The sequence below is a fragment of the Nostoc sp. genome (assembly GCF_036916975.1).
Classification (GTDB): Bacteria; Cyanobacteriota; Cyanobacteriia; order Cyanobacteriales; family Nostocaceae; genus Nostoc.
The window spans coordinates 48,292-64,476 of sequence record NZ_JBALFF010000036.1 but is presented as its reverse complement, the minus strand read 5'-3'; the positions used below and the strand labels follow the sequence as shown (position 1 = coordinate 64,476).

The 16,185-nt window shown below is 42.4% G+C and carries 15 protein-coding genes; 10 read left to right on the top strand and 5 right to left on the bottom strand.

Annotated elements, in window-relative coordinates:
• Positions 1-58 precede the first annotated feature (58 nt).
• Positions 59-2,656 (top strand): GAF domain-containing protein, encoded by a 2,598-nt coding sequence (locus V7K73_RS07575; RefSeq protein ID WP_334878619.1) that lies wholly within the window; start codon positions 59-61, stop codon positions 2,654-2,656.
• 21 nt (positions 2,657-2,677) lie between these two features.
• Here the strand turns inward: V7K73_RS07575 and V7K73_RS07570 are convergent, their stop codons facing one another.
• Positions 2,678-2,962 carry a DUF7219 family protein gene (locus V7K73_RS07570; RefSeq protein ID WP_334878617.1) on the bottom strand — a complete coding sequence of 95 codons (285 nt, stop codon included), beginning with the start codon at positions 2,960-2,962 and terminating at the stop codon, positions 2,678-2,680.
• 711 nt (positions 2,963-3,673) lie between these two features.
• Between V7K73_RS07570 and purC the strand changes: the two genes are divergently transcribed.
• The 7 genes from purC (at position 3,674) to V7K73_RS07535 (ending at position 12,852) form a co-directional block, all read left to right on the top strand.
• On the top strand, positions 3,674-4,411 hold the full coding sequence (purC, locus tag V7K73_RS07565) for a phosphoribosylaminoimidazolesuccinocarboxamide synthase (protein WP_334878616.1): 738 nt from the start codon (positions 3,674-3,676) through the stop codon (positions 4,409-4,411).
• Between the two features lie 126 nt (positions 4,412-4,537).
• A complete protein-coding gene (locus tag V7K73_RS07560; RefSeq protein ID WP_334878614.1) occupies positions 4,538-7,135 on the top strand; it encodes a BamA/TamA family outer membrane protein in 2,598 nt (865 codons plus the stop codon).
• Positions 7,136-7,359: 224 nt separating this feature from the next.
• Positions 7,360-8,208 (top strand): UDP-3-O-acyl-N-acetylglucosamine deacetylase, encoded by an 849-nt coding sequence (lpxC, locus tag V7K73_RS07555; RefSeq protein WP_334878612.1) that lies wholly within the window; start codon positions 7,360-7,362, stop codon positions 8,206-8,208.
• A gap of 113 nt (positions 8,209-8,321) precedes the next feature.
• On the top strand, positions 8,322-8,852 hold the full coding sequence (fabZ, locus tag V7K73_RS07550) for a 3-hydroxyacyl-ACP dehydratase FabZ (RefSeq protein WP_334878610.1): 531 nt from the start codon (positions 8,322-8,324) through the stop codon (positions 8,850-8,852).
• Between the two features lie 313 nt (positions 8,853-9,165).
• The gene (gene lpxA, locus V7K73_RS07545; protein WP_334878607.1) at positions 9,166-9,984 is read left to right on the top strand and encodes an acyl-ACP--UDP-N-acetylglucosamine O-acyltransferase; all 819 of its coding nucleotides are present in this window, start codon (positions 9,166-9,168) and stop codon (positions 9,982-9,984) included.
• Between the two features lie 366 nt (positions 9,985-10,350).
• Positions 10,351-11,520 carry a lipid-A-disaccharide synthase gene (gene lpxB / locus V7K73_RS07540; RefSeq protein WP_334878606.1) on the top strand — a complete coding sequence of 390 codons (1,170 nt, stop codon included), beginning with the start codon at positions 10,351-10,353 and terminating at the stop codon, positions 11,518-11,520.
• A 78-nt stretch (positions 11,521-11,598) separates the two neighbouring features.
• Positions 11,599-12,852: a DNA cytosine methyltransferase gene (locus V7K73_RS07535; protein ID WP_334878604.1), complete on the top strand. Its 1,254-nt coding sequence runs from the start codon at positions 11,599-11,601 to the stop codon at positions 12,850-12,852.
• Between the two features lie 79 nt (positions 12,853-12,931).
• On the opposite strand, the gene V7K73_RS07530 is transcribed toward V7K73_RS07535, so the two are convergent.
• From V7K73_RS07530 to V7K73_RS07515, 4 genes are all read right to left on the bottom strand, one after another.
• Complete coding sequence (locus V7K73_RS07530; protein ID WP_334878602.1) at positions 12,932-13,297, bottom strand: hypothetical protein; 366 nt, start codon at positions 13,295-13,297, stop codon at positions 12,932-12,934.
• Positions 13,297-13,503 (bottom strand): hypothetical protein, encoded by a 207-nt coding sequence (locus tag V7K73_RS07525; protein ID WP_334878600.1) that lies wholly within the window; start codon positions 13,501-13,503, stop codon positions 13,297-13,299. Before V7K73_RS07525 ends, V7K73_RS07530 begins: the two co-directional genes overlap by 1 nt.
• Positions 13,504-13,518: 15 nt before the next feature.
• Positions 13,519-13,725, bottom strand: a complete 207-nt coding sequence (locus V7K73_RS07520; RefSeq protein ID WP_334878598.1) for a hypothetical protein — start codon at positions 13,723-13,725, stop codon at positions 13,519-13,521.
• A gap of 216 nt (positions 13,726-13,941) precedes the next feature.
• Complete coding sequence (locus tag V7K73_RS07515; RefSeq protein WP_334878596.1) at positions 13,942-14,463, bottom strand: hypothetical protein; 522 nt, start codon at positions 14,461-14,463, stop codon at positions 13,942-13,944.
• 237 nt (positions 14,464-14,700) lie between these two features.
• Between V7K73_RS07515 and nfi the strand changes: the two genes are divergently transcribed.
• Entirely contained in the window at positions 14,701-15,366 is a 666-nt protein-coding gene (gene nfi / locus V7K73_RS07510) for a deoxyribonuclease V (RefSeq protein WP_334878594.1), read from the top strand.
• An 86-nt stretch (positions 15,367-15,452) separates the two neighbouring features.
• Positions 15,453-16,001, top strand: a complete 549-nt coding sequence (locus V7K73_RS07505) for an FHA domain-containing protein (protein WP_334878592.1) — start codon at positions 15,453-15,455, stop codon at positions 15,999-16,001.
• The last annotated feature ends 184 nt before the right edge of the window (positions 16,002-16,185 follow it).

The following is a 16,185-nucleotide window of genomic DNA, read 5'->3' as shown; positions in this document are numbered from 1 at the left end:
CCCTAAATTTATGTATGGGGATTATTAATTTTGAATTTTGAATTCGGAGCAAAGCGACGTGACACTCCCCAATTCTGGTAGCGTCTTGGCTACATTAACTGAATTGACTCAAGTTAATCGTACTCACGCCCTATTGCGTCGTGTTAAAGACTTATCTGTTAATGAATTTGTTTGTTTACTCGACTTCATAACTGCTGAGTTTCAGCAATTTCTTAGAGCTATTGAACTAATCAATAATGAAGCTCTAGAAACTATGTTGGAGAAGGTTTTAGAAGCTATCACACTCAAAATTGGTCAAATTTTGCAAGCAGAACACACTGCTATTTTTTTAGTTGACTATGACAAAGGTCAATTGTGGTCAAAAGTTCCTCAAGATAATTCCCAAAAATTCTTAGAAATTCGGACTCCCATTAAAGTGGGTATCCCCGGTCATGTTGCCAGTACAGGTGAATATTTAAATATATCTGAAACTTATAGTCATCCCTTATTTAGCCCAGAACTTGAAAAACAAATGGGCTACAAAATGCATAATATTTTATGTATGCCTGTTATCAGTAGCAAAAACCAAACTGTAGCAGTAGTGCAACTGGCTAATAAAACCGGGAATGTTCCTTTTAATTCTGATGATGAAGAACGGTTTCGAGACTTCGCCGCTTCTATTGGTATTATTCTAGAAAGCTGCCAATCTTTTTATGTAGCCGCTCGGAATCAAAGAGGCGCAACTGCTTTGTTACGCGCAACTCAGACACTGGGGCAAAGTTTGGATTTAGAAGCAACTTTGCAAATAGTCATGGAGCAAGCTCGAATTTTAATGCAAGCAGACCGCAGTACACTGTTTTTATATCGTAAAGAGATGAACGAACTCTGGACGAAAGTTGCTGCGGCAGCAGATGGCACAAACTTGATAGAAATCCGCATTCCTGCTAACCGTGGCATTGCTGGCTATGTGGCTTCCACTGGTGAAACCTTAAATATTTCTGATGCTTATAAAGACCCCCGATTTGACCCGACTACAGATAGAAAAACTGGGTATGTAACTCGCAATATTCTGTGTATGCCAGTATTTAATTCGGCAAATGAATTAATTGGCGTTACACAATTAATTAATAAACAACAAAGCAGTTTTACCGCTTCTGATGAAGAGTTTATGCGAGCTTTTAATATTCAGGCAGGAGTTGCCTTAGAAAATGCTCGGCTGTTTGAAAATGTGCTGTTAGAAAAACAGTATCAAAAAGATATTTTACAAAGTCTATCAGATGCGGTAATTTCTACAGATATGGCAGGACGCATTGTGACGATTAATGATGCGGCGCTGGTGTTGCTGGGCTGTCCTATAAAAGATGCTAATAGTAAAAATAACAAGCTTTTGTGGGAACAAAATTTGATTGGTCGCCTAGTTTGGGAAGTTGTACCGATTGAAAACCTCCAAATGCGGTTAGAAGATAGTTTAAAAACTGGAGCTAAACATTATGTACCAGAGCAAAGTTTGATAGTGGGAATTTCTCAAGTTACTAGTGAGGAGTTAGGAGTTAAAAGTGAGACTCAAGAATCAAAATTCGGGACTCAGGATTCAATTTTAGCAGTCCCCGATCGCACTAACCCCGATATTTTCATTCCCTGGAATCTACCCCTCACTTCCCAATCTGAGTTTTTCACCGCTAATCAGGTGCAAAAATTAGAACGCAGCACAAATCTCACTGTTAATCCCCTAACTAACCCCGAAGGCGGTGTCCGGGGTGGCTTGGTGGTGTTAGAAGACATCAGCCAGGAAAAACGGATGAAAACTACCATGTCCCGCTACCTAACGCCCCATGTAGCCGAGCAAGTTATGGCTCTGGGGGAAGATGCTTTAATGGTGGGTGACCGTAAGGAAGTAACCATTTTGTTTTCTGATATCCGAGGTTACACCACACTTACAGAAAATCTTGGTGCAGCTGAAGTGGTATTGCTGCTCAATCAGTATTTTGAAACGATGGTAGAGGCGGTTTTTAACCACGAAGGCACTCTCGATAAATTTATTGGTGATGCCTTAATGGCGGTATTTGGTGCGCCGCTACCACTTACAGAAAATCATGCTTGGAGGGCTGTGCAGTCAGCATTAGATATGCGACACCGGTTAAAGGAATTTAACCATCGGCGAATTATCCAGGCGCAGCCACAAATTCATATTGGCATTGGGATTAGTTCTGGGGATGTGGTTTCGGGTAATATTGGTTCTCGCAAACGCATGGATTACACCGTAATTGGAGATGGCGTAAATTTAAGTTCGCGTTTGGAAGCGGTAACTAAGGATTATGGTTGTGATATAATCTTAAGCGAATTTACTTATCAACTTTGCAGCGATCGCATTTGGGTCCGTCAGTTAGATAAAATTCGAGTCAAAGGGAAACACCAAGCAGTTAATATCTACGAGTTAATAGGCGATCGCACCACTCCCTTAGATGCCAGCACTCAAGAATTTTTATCTCACTATCATACCGGACGCTCGGCTTATTTATCGCGCAACTTCTCCCAAGCGATCGCCTATTTTGAAGCCGCCAAATGTATCCAACCCCAAGACCAAGCTGTTGATATCCACCTAGAACGTGCGCGTAGTTACCAACAAGCCCCGCCCCCAGAATCCTGGGATGGTATCTGGACAATGGTTACTAAATAGTCATTTGTCATTTGTCATTTGTTATTCTTTCCCTGCTCCCTCATCCCCCTGCTCATCCTGAAACGGATCTTCGCCAATTCTTAGCTCTTTTTTTGAGCGTTTCAACTGTTTCCATAGATCCTTGATTTGTTCGTAAGCTTGACCTGGAGGCAGTTTTCCACCTGTCTCTAAGTTGCAAATGTAGCTTACTCGTTGGGCAAATTCTTGTAGATTTGCATTAAAAACCAAGTTTTCTGGCTTTACCTGACCGTAGTAGCGGCCGCGAGGGTAAAGAAAATCATCCTTGTTCACTATTTTGTTCTCCAATTTATTCAACTCCCCTTGTGTTTGAATCTCTAAAGCTGAATCATTAGCTACCCCGATCTTTATTGTCCTCAGAGTGCGGGAACTCGAAGCATCAAACTTCTTTTCCAATTATTAATGATGCAATAAGAGGGAATTGGTTGATTTAGATTTTGAGACTAAAAAATAAAGCTTGAAATACTTTTACAGTAAAAGTTAAAAAAAAAGTTTCTGCTAAAGTGACTAAAGAGAATATTTGACTTCCCTCCCAGTTGTTAATTTATCTCATCTTAATTTATAAATTTCTGACTGTAATTAACTTCAGTTGAAACCCTGAGTGACAATTTGCAAAAAAATACTCGTTTTATCTAGCAATTATCATTAATGTAAAAATATATACTATTTTATTGAAAACACTACTTAAACAACCTTACTATATTTTAAAGCTAATTGTCGTCTGTTAAAAGTTAGAGATTGAGTTATAAATCTTTAGCAACTTTCTGCTGGGCTGTGACCAAAAATACACAAAGGTGTACTAGAGCAGAGCGGGAATTTCCTCTGTGTCCGTCTGCCCTCTTCTTGCGTTAGGGGTTCCTGCCATAGACCTCTGCCCAATAACCGTGTCCCCGCACCCTTGTAAATAATTGCCAATGGCTAATAGTTAATAACTAAAGATAAAATGGTGAAGCCTCAAAGGACAACTTTTGTCCATCGCCTAGAACTTTACCTGCCACCATGTCTGTTAATTCCAAGTTATACGAAGGCAAAGCCAAAATTCTCTACACCACGGACGATCCGGAAGTCTTGTTGGCGGATTTTAAAGACGACGCCACGGCGTTTAACGCCCAAAAGCGTGGCAGTATCCAAGAGAAGGGAAAAATTAATTGTAGCATTTCCAGCCAGCTTTTTAAACAATTGGAGGCAAATGGTATAAAAACTCACTTTATCGACAGCCCTACCCCGAATCAGATGCGGGTAAAGGCAGTAAAGATTTTACCCCTAGAAATAGTTATCAGAAATATTGCTGCTGGCAGTTTGTGTCAGCAAACAGGCTTACCGGTGGGTACAATTCTAAAAGAGCCAATGGTTGAGTTTTATTACAAAAACGATCAGTTAGGAGATCCTTTGTTGACACGCGATCGCCTGTACTTGCTAGAACTAGCGACTGCGGAACAAGTAGATGCAATTACACATCTAGCATTGCAAATCAATGAATTTCTCAAAAACTTTTGGCAACGATGCGGCATTACCCTAGTAGACTTCAAACTAGAGTTTGGTTTGGACTCACAGCAGCAGTTGCTCTTGGCAGACGAAATTAGCCCCGACACCTGCCGTTTATGGGATATTGCAGAACAGGACTCAAACCGCCGGGTAATGGACAAAGACCGCTTTCGCCGGGACTTAGGAAATGTAGAGGATGCCTACCAGGAGGTTTTACAAAGAGTGCTAAAAGCAGTAGAGAGTAATAATTAAGTGAGTAAAAATCGATTAAACTCGTGTGGATTGTCCTTTGTCAGTTGTCCTTTGTTATTCATCAAGGGCTAATGACTAATGACTATTTGTGTGTGTGTGTGGTCGTGAAGAGGAATTATAAGTAAAATGCGTTTATCTCCCATGTTGCTGGCAGCAGTAGCAATTGCAGCCCCTTTGGGCGGTTCATTGAGTGCAAATGCAGAAACCGCCAACAGTTCAAAACAGACAACAGAAGTTTTGACACTAGAAACAAATCAGTGGCCAGAAAAAGATACTGGTCAGGTTGATAGTAAAAGTCTAGAATCTCGACCTAATCCCACAGGGGTTATGGAGGCGAAAAAATCCCACATTGTCGGACTTTACCCTGCCAATCCAGGAGCGATGCCTGCGGGGGGCTACGCCGAAGCAACCCCAAAAGTAATCGTGCCAACCTCCACAACACCAAAAACTGCACAAACCCCTCAACTAGATCCTAACTCTACTCAACAGCCGTTTCCCGCTCCAGACATTCCACCGCCAGAAATTCAACAACCAACGCCTTCCCCAACTCCTGAGACTACTCCAGTCCCAGAAAATGTCAACCCACCGACAACACAGCCTCAACAACCAACGCCTTCCCCAACTCCTGAGATTACTCCAGTCCCAGAAAATGTCAACCCACCGACAACACAACCTTTATTACCCACAACTCCAGAACCATCTACCACTCCAGATATTCCATTCCCAAATGGTCAACAAAGAACACCTGCTCCCAGCCCAGCTGCGACTCCTAGTCCGCAGAATGTTAACCCGCCGACAACTCCGGGAAATACTCAACCCAACACAGCCCCAGAAGCCAATGACCCCCGCGTACTGGTATCGGAAGTAGTAGTTAGAGCGCAAACTGGGCAACTACCACCAGGGCTAGAAGACCAAGTTTACAAAGTAATTCGTACCCAACCAGGACGAACCACAACCCGCAGCCAACTGCAAGAAGATATTAACGCCATCTTTGGTACTGGCTTCTTCTCCAACGTGCAAGCAGCGCCAGAAGATACCCCCTTGGGAGTGCGGGTGAGCTTTGTTGTACAGCCTAACCCCGTCTTAACCAAAGTCGAAGTGCAAGCCAATCCTGGCACTGGTGTTGCTTCTGTACTCCCAACGAATACTGTAGATGAAGTATTTCGGGAACAGTATGGCAAAATCCTTAACTTGCGTGACTTGCAAGAAGGCATCAAGCGGTTAAACAAGCGCTATCAAGACCAAGGTTACGTACTAGCTAACGTAATTGGAGCGCCCAAAGTCTCTGAGAACGGAGTTGTTACCTTGCAAGTAGCAGAAGGTGTAGTAGAGAATATTAGAGTCCGGTTCCGCAATAAAGAAGGTCAGGAGACAGACGAGAAAGGACAACCAATTCGGGGACGGACACAGGATTACATCATTACACGAGAATTGGAGTTGAAGCGAGGACAAGTATTCAATCGCAACACAGTACAAAAAGACCTACAGCGCGTGTATGGGCTAGGATTGTTTGAAGATGTGAATGTCTCCCTTGACCCTGGTACTGACCCCAGCAAGGTGGATGTAGTAGTCAATGTAGCTGAACGCAGCAGTGGTTCCATTGCGGCTGGTGCAGGGGTTAGTTCTGCTAGCGGACTTTTTGGCACCCTTAGCTATCAACAGCAAAACCTGAACGGTAGAAACCAAAAACTGGGAGCAGAGATACAGGTGGGACAGCAGAATTTAGTGCTGTTTGACCTGCGCTTCACAGACCCCTGGATTGCGGGAGATCCCTACCGAACTTCCTACACAACCGATATTTTTCGCCGCAGTTCTATTTCGTTGATTTTTCAGGGCAAAGATCGGAATATTAATACATTTGACCCAAATAATCCCACTGATACAAATTCTCAGGCCAGCCCCCGCATTCTCCGTTTAGGTGGTGGTGTCACTTTTAGCCGTCCCCTGTCCTCTAATCCCTACAAAACTTCCGCATGGTCAGCCTCAGCAGGTTTCCAGTATCAACGAGTTTCTGCCCGTGATGCCAATGGCAATGTTGTAAAAACAGGAGGGCTATTTGACAGTAATGGAAATCCTATTAACCAGAATGGAAATATTGTCGCACAACCAACCACCACTCAATTAACCGAGTCTCCGGGAGGTCAAGACGATTTGTTGCTATTGCAACTCGGCGTACAGCACGATCTCCGTAATAACCCTTTGCAACCCACCAAAGGTTCTTATCTGCGCCTCGGTGTTGATCAGTCAGCCCCTATAGGACTAGGCAACATTCTCCTCACCAGATTACGGGGGAGCTACAGCCAATATTTACCCATCAAGTTGATTAGCTTCTCTAAAAAAGGCTCACAAACTCTAGCATTTAACTTCCAAGCAGGAACAATTCTCGGTGACTTGCCTCCCTACGAAGCTTTTACCCTTGGGGGTAGCAACTCCGTTCGGGGTTATGGAGAAGGAGACTTAGGTAGCGGGCGCAGTTATGTGCAAGCATCAGTTGAGTATCGGTTCCCAGTTTTTTCAGTAGTTAGTGGCGCACTATTTTTTGATGCCGGTAGTGACCTGGGAACTAGTACTCAAGCCGCTGAATTGTTGAATAAAAACGGCACTGGCTATGGTTATGGTCTTGGCATTCGCGTCCAGTCTCCACTGGGGCCAATTCGGATTGATTACGGTATCAACGATAACGGTGGTAGCCAAATTAATTTCGGTATTGGCGAAAGATTTTAACCAGTTATGAGTTAACAGTTAAGAGTTAAGAGTTATGAGTTAAGAGTGAGGAGTTTTAACTCGTAACTCGTAACTCATAACTTTTCTGGATTAGCTTGCTAATTGTTACATTTACCTCAATACTGTTCCGATAAAGGGATTAATCACATTTTTAAGGGAATATTAGGGATTTTACCAAAACAGACGATGAACAATACTAAAGGAAATATATTGACTTTTCGGCTATGCAACAGCACACTCTAGCAGCCCAAATCACCCAAATAGGGGTGGGACTGCATAGCGGTGTGAGTACCCAGGTGCGGATACTACCAGCTGAGGCGGGAAGTGGACGCTACTTTGTGCGAGTAGATTTACCGGATTTGCCGATCATTCCAGCCCAAATTGCGGCAGTTAGTCACACTGTTCTCTCAACTCAGTTGGGTGAGGGTGAGATATATGTCCGCACGGTAGAACATTTGTTGGCAGCGCTTTCGGGTATGGGTGTGGATAATGCCCGGATTGAAATTGATGGCCCAGAAGTTCCACTTTTAGATGGTTCAGCAAGTGTATGGACAGCCAACATTGCCCAAGTTGGCTTAATATCACAACCCGTTAACAACCAAGTTCCCAAGGCTATTACAGAACCAATATGGATCTATCAAGGCGATGCCTTTGTATGCGCCCTCCCAGCCCCAGAAACCCGCTTTAGTTACGGTATTGATTTTGACCTACCCGCCATTGGTAATCAATGGCACAGTTGGTCACTAACCACTGAACTAGAAAAAGCTTCTGCTAGCTTTGCTGCACAAATTGCTCCCGCCCGGACTTTTGGGTTACTGCATCAAATTGAACACTTACAAAAAACAGGGTTAATTAAAGGTGGCAATTTGGATAATGCACTCGTTTGTGGGCCAGAAGGCTGGCTAAATCCACCATTAAGATTTGCAAATGAGCCAGTCCGTCATAAAATCTTGGATTTAGTAGGAGATTTAAGTTTACTAGGAACTTTTCCTATTGCTCATTTCTTAGCGTATAAAGCCAGCCACAATTTACACATTCAACTGGCTCAGAAAATTTTAGATTTTGGATTTTAGATTTTAGATTTGATTTATTAGATTTGATTTAAAGTTTACAATCCAGGATTATTAAGGCTTTCGATATACGGCTGCCTACTCAACTTTCAGATGAAAAATCAACTATAGGGCCAATGTCAATCCTCACTGAAGTGAATACCATCGATACCACTACACCTACATCTACCGAATCACAGGCTATAAATGAGACTAAAATCATATCTGAGATTAAAACAACCTTTACATCTGAAGAAATTCAGAAATTGCTACCCCACCGCTACCCATTTTTACTTGTAGACAAAATAATTGACTACGTTCCAGGTAAAAAAGCTGTTGGTGTTAAAAATGTTACTATCAACGAACCCCATTTTCCAGGACATTTCCCAGGACGGCCACTGATGCCAGGGGTGCTAATTGTCGAGGCAATGGCACAAGTTGGGGGCATTGTTCTTACTCAAATGTCTCCGGTAGAAGACGCGCTGTTCGTTTTCGCTGGTATCGATAAAGTTCGCTTTCGCCGCCAGGTTGTACCGGGGGATCAACTAGTAATGACGGTGGAACTGTTATGGGTAAAACAACGTCGTTTCGGTAAGATGCAAGGTCGTGCCGAAGTTGACGGTCAACTTGCTTGTGAAGGGGAATTAATGTTTTCTCTAGTTAATTAAAAGTTTGCTTTGGTGGTATTGGCATAGCCGTGAAATGTCCTTACTGAATCCTGAAAAAGGATCGCAGTTAAAAAAAATCCACAACAGCATCTGAATAATTTATTGATTTTCGACGCCCTCTTTACGAGACGCACTCGCTAACACACTTAACTTGCTTTGCCCGACACTTTCGTTCACTGAAATACTTAACGCTCAACAATGCCAGTCGCCTCAATGGGACGGCAGTCAGTATAACTCTCTTAACCAGGGTAACGCACTGCTTTAAAAACCCCACCCGGCGCTGGCTTATCAAGACAGTTCTGGAGATTCACCCTTGAAAACGCTAATTCATCCAACTGCTGTAATTCATCCGAAATCGGAACTCCACCATACAGTGCAAGTCGGTGCCTATGCTGTGATTGGAGAGCATGTCAAAGTCGGCCCTGAAACAATAATCGGCGCCCATGCCGTGCTAGAGGGTCCTTGTGAAATTGGGGCGCAAAATCAGATTTTTACAGGTGCAGCCATCGGCATGGAACCCCAGGATCTGAAGTTTGTGGGCGAACCAACCTGGGTCAAAATTGGTGATAATAACTTAATTCGTGAGTACGTTACGATTAACCGCGCTACTGGTGCTGGTGAAGCAACGCTGATTGGCGATGGTAACTTACTGATGGCTTATGTCCATGTGGCTCATAACTGCGTGATTGAAGACCAGGTAGTGATTGCTAACTCTGTGGCGTTGGCTGGTCATGTCCATATAGAGTCACGCGCTAGGCTGAGTGGGGTTTTAGGTGTCCATCAATTTGTGCATATTGGTAGACAAGCAATGGTGGGAGGCATGGCTCGGATTGACCGGGATGTGGCCCCATATATGCTAGTGGAGGGAAATCCGGCGCGGGTACGAACCCTCAATCTTGTCGGACTTAAACGGTCTGGTATGGACTCTACAGATTTGCAAATGCTGAAAAAAGCCTTCCGCATTCTTTACCGTTCTGATTTGCCCTTTAAGGATGCTTTAGAACAGTTGGAATTGTTAGGGGATAGCGAACAGTTGCAGCATCTGCGCCGCTTTCTGCTACTTTCTCAGATGCCAGGAAGGCGTGGTTTGATTCCCGGTAAGGGGAAAAAAGGCGTGAGTGATGAATCGTGAGTGATGAATCGTGAGTTAGGAGTTAGGAGTTAGGAGTTAGGAGTTAGGAGTTAGGAGTTAGGAGTTAGGAGTTAGGAGTTAGGAGTTAGGAGGTATGAGTTAGGAGGTATGAGTTAGGAGTTAGGAGGTATGAGTTAGGAGTTAGGAGTTGATAAATTAAATTTTTTAACTGCTAACCTTTCACTGTATTATTCATAACTCATAACTTTTAACTCATAACTTTTAACTCATAACTTTTAACTCCTCACTCCTAACTCCCCACTCCTCACTCCTAACTCCCCACTCCTAACTCCTCACTCCTAACTCCTCACTTCTCACTTCTCACTCCTCAATATTTATTTCTTAACTCATAACTTTTATTATCAAATGCGGATATTTATCAGCACTGGCGAAGTATCTGGCGATTTGCAAGGGTCGCTGCTAATTACAGCACTGAAGCGTCAAACTGGGGCGATTGGGTTGGAATTAGAGATTGTGGCGCTGGGTGGCGAAAAAATGGTGGAGGCTGGAGCAATTCTGTTGGGAAATACCAGTAGTATTGGCTCAATGGGTATTTTAGAAGGGTTGCCTTATCTTTTACCGACTCTCCAGGTACAACGTCAGGCGATCGCTTTCTTAAAACAAAATCCACCAGATTTAGTGGTGCTGATCGATTATATGACTCCCAATCTGGAAATTGGGACTTATATGAAACAGCACTTACCACATGTGCCTGTAGTGTATTATATTGCTCCTCAAGAGTGGGCTTGGTCAATAAGTTTCCGTAGAACTAGCCGGATTGTTGGTTTTACAGATAAGCTGTTGGCAATTTTCCCACAAGAAGCCCGTTACTTTCGGGAGAAAGGGGCAAAAGTTAGTTGGGTAGGGCATCCTTTGGTTGACCGAATGCAAGACGCTCCTAGTCGCCAAGCAGCGCGTGCAACACTGGGGATTGCACCAGAACAAATTGCGATCGCACTTCTCCCCGCCTCTCGCCGCCAAGAACTAAAATATCTTTTACCAATTATTTTTCAAGCCGCCCAAACTATTCAAGCGAAATTACCTAAAGTTCATTTCTGGATTCCCCTGTCGCTGGAAGCCTATAGACAGCCAATTGAGCAGGCTATTGAGCGTTACGGTTTACGGGCGACAATTATATCAGATCAACAAATGGAAGTTTTTGCTGCGGCTGATTTAGCTATTAGTAAATCTGGTACTGTCAATTTAGAACTTGCTCTGTTAAATGTGCCGCAAGTTGTAGTTTACCGCCTAAGTTCCCTGACTGCTTGGATAGGTCGTAAAATCCTCAAAGGTTCTATAACCTTTGCATCACCACCCAATTTAGTAGTGATGAAACCGATTGTGCCAGAATTTTTACAAGAGCAAGCCACACCAGAGAATATTATCCAAGCAGCGATGGAACTGCTACTCAATCCCAGTCGCAGAGAGCAAACTTTGCTAGATTATCAAGAAATGCGGCAAAGTTTAGGAGAAGTTGGGGTGTGCGATCGCGTTGCTCAAGAAATTTTGCAAATGCTATTGGGAAATGGGGAGTAGGGAGTGGAGACTGGGGAAATTTTGTATATTTATTTAATACTCAATACCTAATCCCCAATACCTAATCCCTTTACAGGTATGAAAAAACAAAGAGCGATCGCAGTTGACTTATTTGCCGGTGCAGGGGGAATGACTCTTGGCTTTGAACAAGCTGGCTTTGATGTGCTAGCATCTGTGGAAATTGACCCGATCCACTGTGCAACACATGAGTTTAACTTCCCTTTTTGCTCTGTGTTATGTAAAAGTGTTGTGGATACAACCGGGGAAGAAATTAGAAATCGGTCTGAGATTGGCGATCGCGAAATTGATGTGGTAATTTGTGGCTCTCCATGTCAAGGATTTTCTCTAATTGGTAAACGGGCTATTAACGATCCCCGAAACTCTTTGGTGTTTCACTTTCATCGGCTGGTTTTTGAGCTAAAACCAAAGTTCTTTGTAATGGAAAATGTTCGCGGGATTACAGTTGGCGAACATAAACAAATCCTCCAAAGCTTAATTAGCGAGTTTAGAATTCACGGCTATCAAGTAGAAGAAAATTACCAAGTTCTCAACGCTGCACATTACGGAGTACCACAGTCCCGTGAGAGATTATTTCTCATAGGTGCAAGGGAGGATGTAGAGTTACCGAAATATCCTCAACCGATTACTAAACAAGCATTAGTAAATCATTTAAATTCTAAAAAAATATCTGATATCCCATTGACTCCTACAGTATTGGATGCAATTGGAGATTTACCTGAAATAGAAAAATATCCAGAGTTAGTAACAAGAGATTGGGTTGTAGCAGAATACGAAAAGCCTAGTAACTATGCTCTTATACTTCGTGGTATCAAATGTCTAGATGATGATTATTCTTACAAACGAGAATATGATTTGCGAATACTTTCTTCAAGTTTAAGGACAAAACATTCAGCAGAAACTATTCAACGTTTTCAGGATACTCAACAAGGCGAGAGAGAAAAAATTAGTCGTTTTTATAAGCTGCATCCTGCTGGTGTCTGTAATACTTTAAGAGCGGGAACAGACAAGTATAGGGGTTCTTTTACATCTCCTAGACCGATTCATCCAATTACGCCGCGTTGTATTACAGTTAGAGAAGCGGCGCGGTTGCATTCTTACCCAGATTGGTTTAGATTTCATGTAACCAAATGGCACGGATTTCGACAAGTTGGTAACTCTGTACCACCGTTACTAGCAAAGGCTGTGGCGGCTGAAATTATTCGCAATTTGAATATTTTGCCTTTTAAGCCAAGTTTGGGATACAAGTTGCCACAGGAGAAGCTATTACAATTTAATATGTCGCAAGCGGAACAATATTATCAGGGTGACTAATAAGTGGTGCAGATATAGCATAGCAGACACCTAACTTTGAGGTGCGATCGCGCTTTCTTTTCTAGCCTTTATTATTTAACTAAACTCGCTGAAGATACAAATAATCTTCATTTTCGACACAGTGGAGCAACTCTTGCAACTTTCTAAGTCGGTTAGTTCCATCCTGATATTCTTTTTTTGAAGGCGAGTCTCCAAGCTGAGTTAATACAGCATGACTTTCGCGGATAATCTTTTCAACTAGAAAACTTCTTAGCTTTTTACGATTACCTTTACTTAACTTAACCAAAGGTATTTTTTCCTTTTCACCCTCTAGTAAAATTTTTGTAGGTACAGATTTGCCGATTTTAGAAAAATCAGATTTCGCCAACCACTCATAAATATCTTCTGCTACTTCTACGCTGCGTGGCGGTTGATCGGTTGTTGTATAAAAGGTGATATCTAACATTAGCCTTCCTCCTGAGCCTCACGCTCCATAAACTCGCTTTCAGGAATATTCTCTGCCCATGCTAGGTCAGCGCTATTAAACAGCGCCTTAGCTTGTTTAGTAATTTTTCCTGTCGTCAAAATTGATCCCACTGTTCCTTTATCTATAATTTTCTGCGCCAAGGTTGCATCGATAACCTTACGGGTCTTGATTTCGATATATGACATTGTGTTATTATTATATTAACTATTATATTTATTATGAATATTACGGACTATTTCTTTTACTCGTGGAGCGTCTTCTGGTCTAACGATGAATATGTCACCATTTCGGTCACCACCAGTTGTTCTTTTGGCTGAAATTCCTTCCTCCTTTAACTTGTCTATAACCCACCCAATAAAATATCTGTGTACTGTTAGCTTATATATCATCTTATCCTCATCAGTCATTTAATACCTCCTTGGATGCTTCCTTTAAGTGTTCGCCGGTTTAAAAGCCATGTTCAAAAATTTAAATTATCTCAGGGTTCACTATTCACAGGAAAAAACAACATTTTTAAAATTTTCAAGCCCTATATTTAAAAGTATCTTGAAATTATTAAAATTGTTGTAAAAATCAAAATTTTAAATTATTTATCTACGTCTATGCATGAGCCAAATAAAATCCTAGCGTTCCTTTGTAATCACAGAACTACCATTAGTAATACTTACTTTTTGAATAAAAACGTTATAGCAAGATGATAAAATATCACTGCTGATTTGATTAGCAATAAATTCAAAATCTTGGTTTGTTAATCCCTGTGCAGTATCGCCGCTTAAGTTAATACAAATAGTTAGGGGTTGAGGATTACTAGAAGAGTGTTCATCATTTACTGCTTCTAGTTCAGCTTCTGCTATGCCTAGATTAAACTCTTTACTCCAAGCTGGAAACTCTTTACCCGTTTGTTGTCCGTAAACTTTCACTATTTCAATAGATGCAGACCCTAAAGCGGTTAACCCTTTGCGGATAAATGCAACTAAAACTTGCTGATTTAGTTCTTGGTCAGATTCTAATATTACCTCCAAGTAAGTGTCTTGGAAGGCAACCTGGGCGTTGATCCCTTTGGAGTGGAGGTGGCGGTTCATCAGAGATGCGATCGCCTCTACATCTCCCTGTCTTGCAAGTTCCAGAAGATTTGGCTGTGTCATAACCAGTAAAAGAGAAAATCTAGAAAAATCAACTTATATTCTCAGGGTTCCCTCTTCACAGCCTTAAGTAACATTATGATGCAAGATATCAGCTAACCTGGGCTAAAATGTCTAGGATAAAGAGAGTCATTCACAGACCTTTGCAAAATATATTTTCCCTGTATCAACATCCAAAATTGTTGTTGTACTTGCAAACTCACAGGATTAATATTAATCAGTTTAATTCCAATTTTGAATATGAAGTTTTACCGAGATCATGCTTGGCCATCAACGCTGGAAGAAGCCATAGTTATCCAAGAAAAGCTGCGCGATCAAGTAATTACTGAGGATCAATTCCCAGAACCTATCGAGTCCGTTGCTGGAGTGGATATGGGTTTTGAAGCTGATGGAACCATTAGCCGTGCAGCTGTAGCAGTACTGAGTTTTCCTGATTTGCAAGTAATCGAGACAAGCCTAGCACACCGTCCTACGACCTTTCCTTATGTTCCTGGATTCCTGTCATTTCGGGAAATTCCAGCAGTTCTCGATGCCTTGGAAAAGATTAAAACAATACCAGATATCATTCTGTGTGATGGCCAAGGAATTGCCCATCCCCGCAGATTAGGTATAGCTAGCCATTTAGGGTTACTTATAGATATGCCAACAATTGGTGTAGCTAAGTCCAGGTTAGTAGGTAAGTATGAGGAATTGGCAGAAACTAAAGGCAGCAGCCAACCACTTATATATAAAGGTGAAACGGTTGGGGCAGTTTTGCGATCGCGCACAGGAGTAAAACCTCTCTACATCTCCAGTGGCCATCGAGTTAGTTTACCTACGGCGATTGACTATGTATTACGCTGCACGCCCAAATATCGGCTACCAGAAACTACGCGCATCGCTGATAAATTAGCGTCGGCGAAATAAATCTTGTTGAATTTTTTTTTAAATGCTTGCTTGTACTGGCTCAATCGTGTTAGGAATCGCACAGAAAGGAGTTGAAGTAGCTAACCATGAACGCACTAACTTTACAGTGGCACGATGCAGGCCAAGATAAAACTCAGAACATTTACGAACAACAGCCAAGTAAAAATCTTGGCACTGTCCGCATCGGTCGCGATCCCCTCCGGTGCGATATTTTTCTGAGTCACCCCACTGTCTCTGGTTTACACGTTGAAATATTTTTTGATCGCCAGCAACAACGCTTTTATATTAGGAATTTGCGATCGCAAAATCCCCCCCTTATCGATGGACGGCAATTAGTCCAAGGTGAAATGCCTTTAACTCAAGGTACTAGTATCTCTTTGGGACAAATAAAACTTAACGTTACTAGCGTTTCCACTGGTAATATTCCAGCAACAATTTTGCTGCCACCCCATCCACCAATAAACATCGCACATCACCAGTATTCACCGACACCCCCCGCGCCACCGCCAGGAGTTTATGGCTTAGAATGCCCCAAATGTCATAAAGTTTCCCCAGGAGAAAATCTCCAAATTGGTTGTAATTGGTGTGGGACATCTTTGGCTGCGGCGGTAAGTGTGTTGGTAGGAGGGAGTTAGGAGTTAGGAGTTGGGAGTTAGGAGTTAGGAGTTAGGAGTTAGGAGTTGGGAGTTAGGAGTTAGGAGTTAGGAGTTAGGAGTTAGGAGTTAGGAGTTTGGAGTTGGGAGTTAGGAGTTAGGAGTTTGGAGTTTGGAGTTTGGAGTTGGGAGTTAAGAGTTAGGAGTTTGGAGTTAGGAGTTTGGA

Bases quoted from the DNA above. Each gene is read 5' to 3' on its own strand.
- purC (WP_334878616.1), top strand. From the start codon at position 3,674: ATGTCTGTTAATTCCAAGTTATACGAAGGCAAAGCCAAAATTCTCTAC.
- V7K73_RS07560 (WP_334878614.1), top strand. From the start codon at position 4,538: ATGCGTTTATCTCCCATGTTGCTGGCAGCAGTAGCAATTGCAGCCCCT.
- lpxC (WP_334878612.1), top strand. From the start codon at position 7,360: ATGCAACAGCACACTCTAGCAGCCCAAATCACCCAAATAGGGGTGGGA.
- fabZ (WP_334878610.1), top strand. From the start codon at position 8,322: ATGTCAATCCTCACTGAAGTGAATACCATCGATACCACTACACCTACA.
- lpxB (WP_334878606.1), top strand. From the start codon at position 10,351: ATGCGGATATTTATCAGCACTGGCGAAGTATCTGGCGATTTGCAAGGG.
- V7K73_RS07535 (WP_334878604.1), top strand. From the start codon at position 11,599: ATGAAAAAACAAAGAGCGATCGCAGTTGACTTATTTGCCGGTGCAGGG.
- V7K73_RS07530 (WP_334878602.1), bottom strand. From the start codon at position 13,297: ATGTTAGATATCACCTTTTATACAACAACCGATCAACCGCCACGCAGC.
- V7K73_RS07525 (WP_334878600.1), bottom strand. From the start codon at position 13,503: ATGTCATATATCGAAATCAAGACCCGTAAGGTTATCGATGCAACCTTG.
- V7K73_RS07520 (WP_334878598.1), bottom strand. From the start codon at position 13,725: ATGACTGATGAGGATAAGATGATATATAAGCTAACAGTACACAGATAT.
- V7K73_RS07515 (WP_334878596.1), bottom strand. From the start codon at position 14,463: ATGACACAGCCAAATCTTCTGGAACTTGCAAGACAGGGAGATGTAGAG.
- nfi (WP_334878594.1), top strand. From the start codon at position 14,701: ATGAAGTTTTACCGAGATCATGCTTGGCCATCAACGCTGGAAGAAGCC.
- V7K73_RS07505 (WP_334878592.1), top strand. From the start codon at position 15,453: ATGAACGCACTAACTTTACAGTGGCACGATGCAGGCCAAGATAAAACT.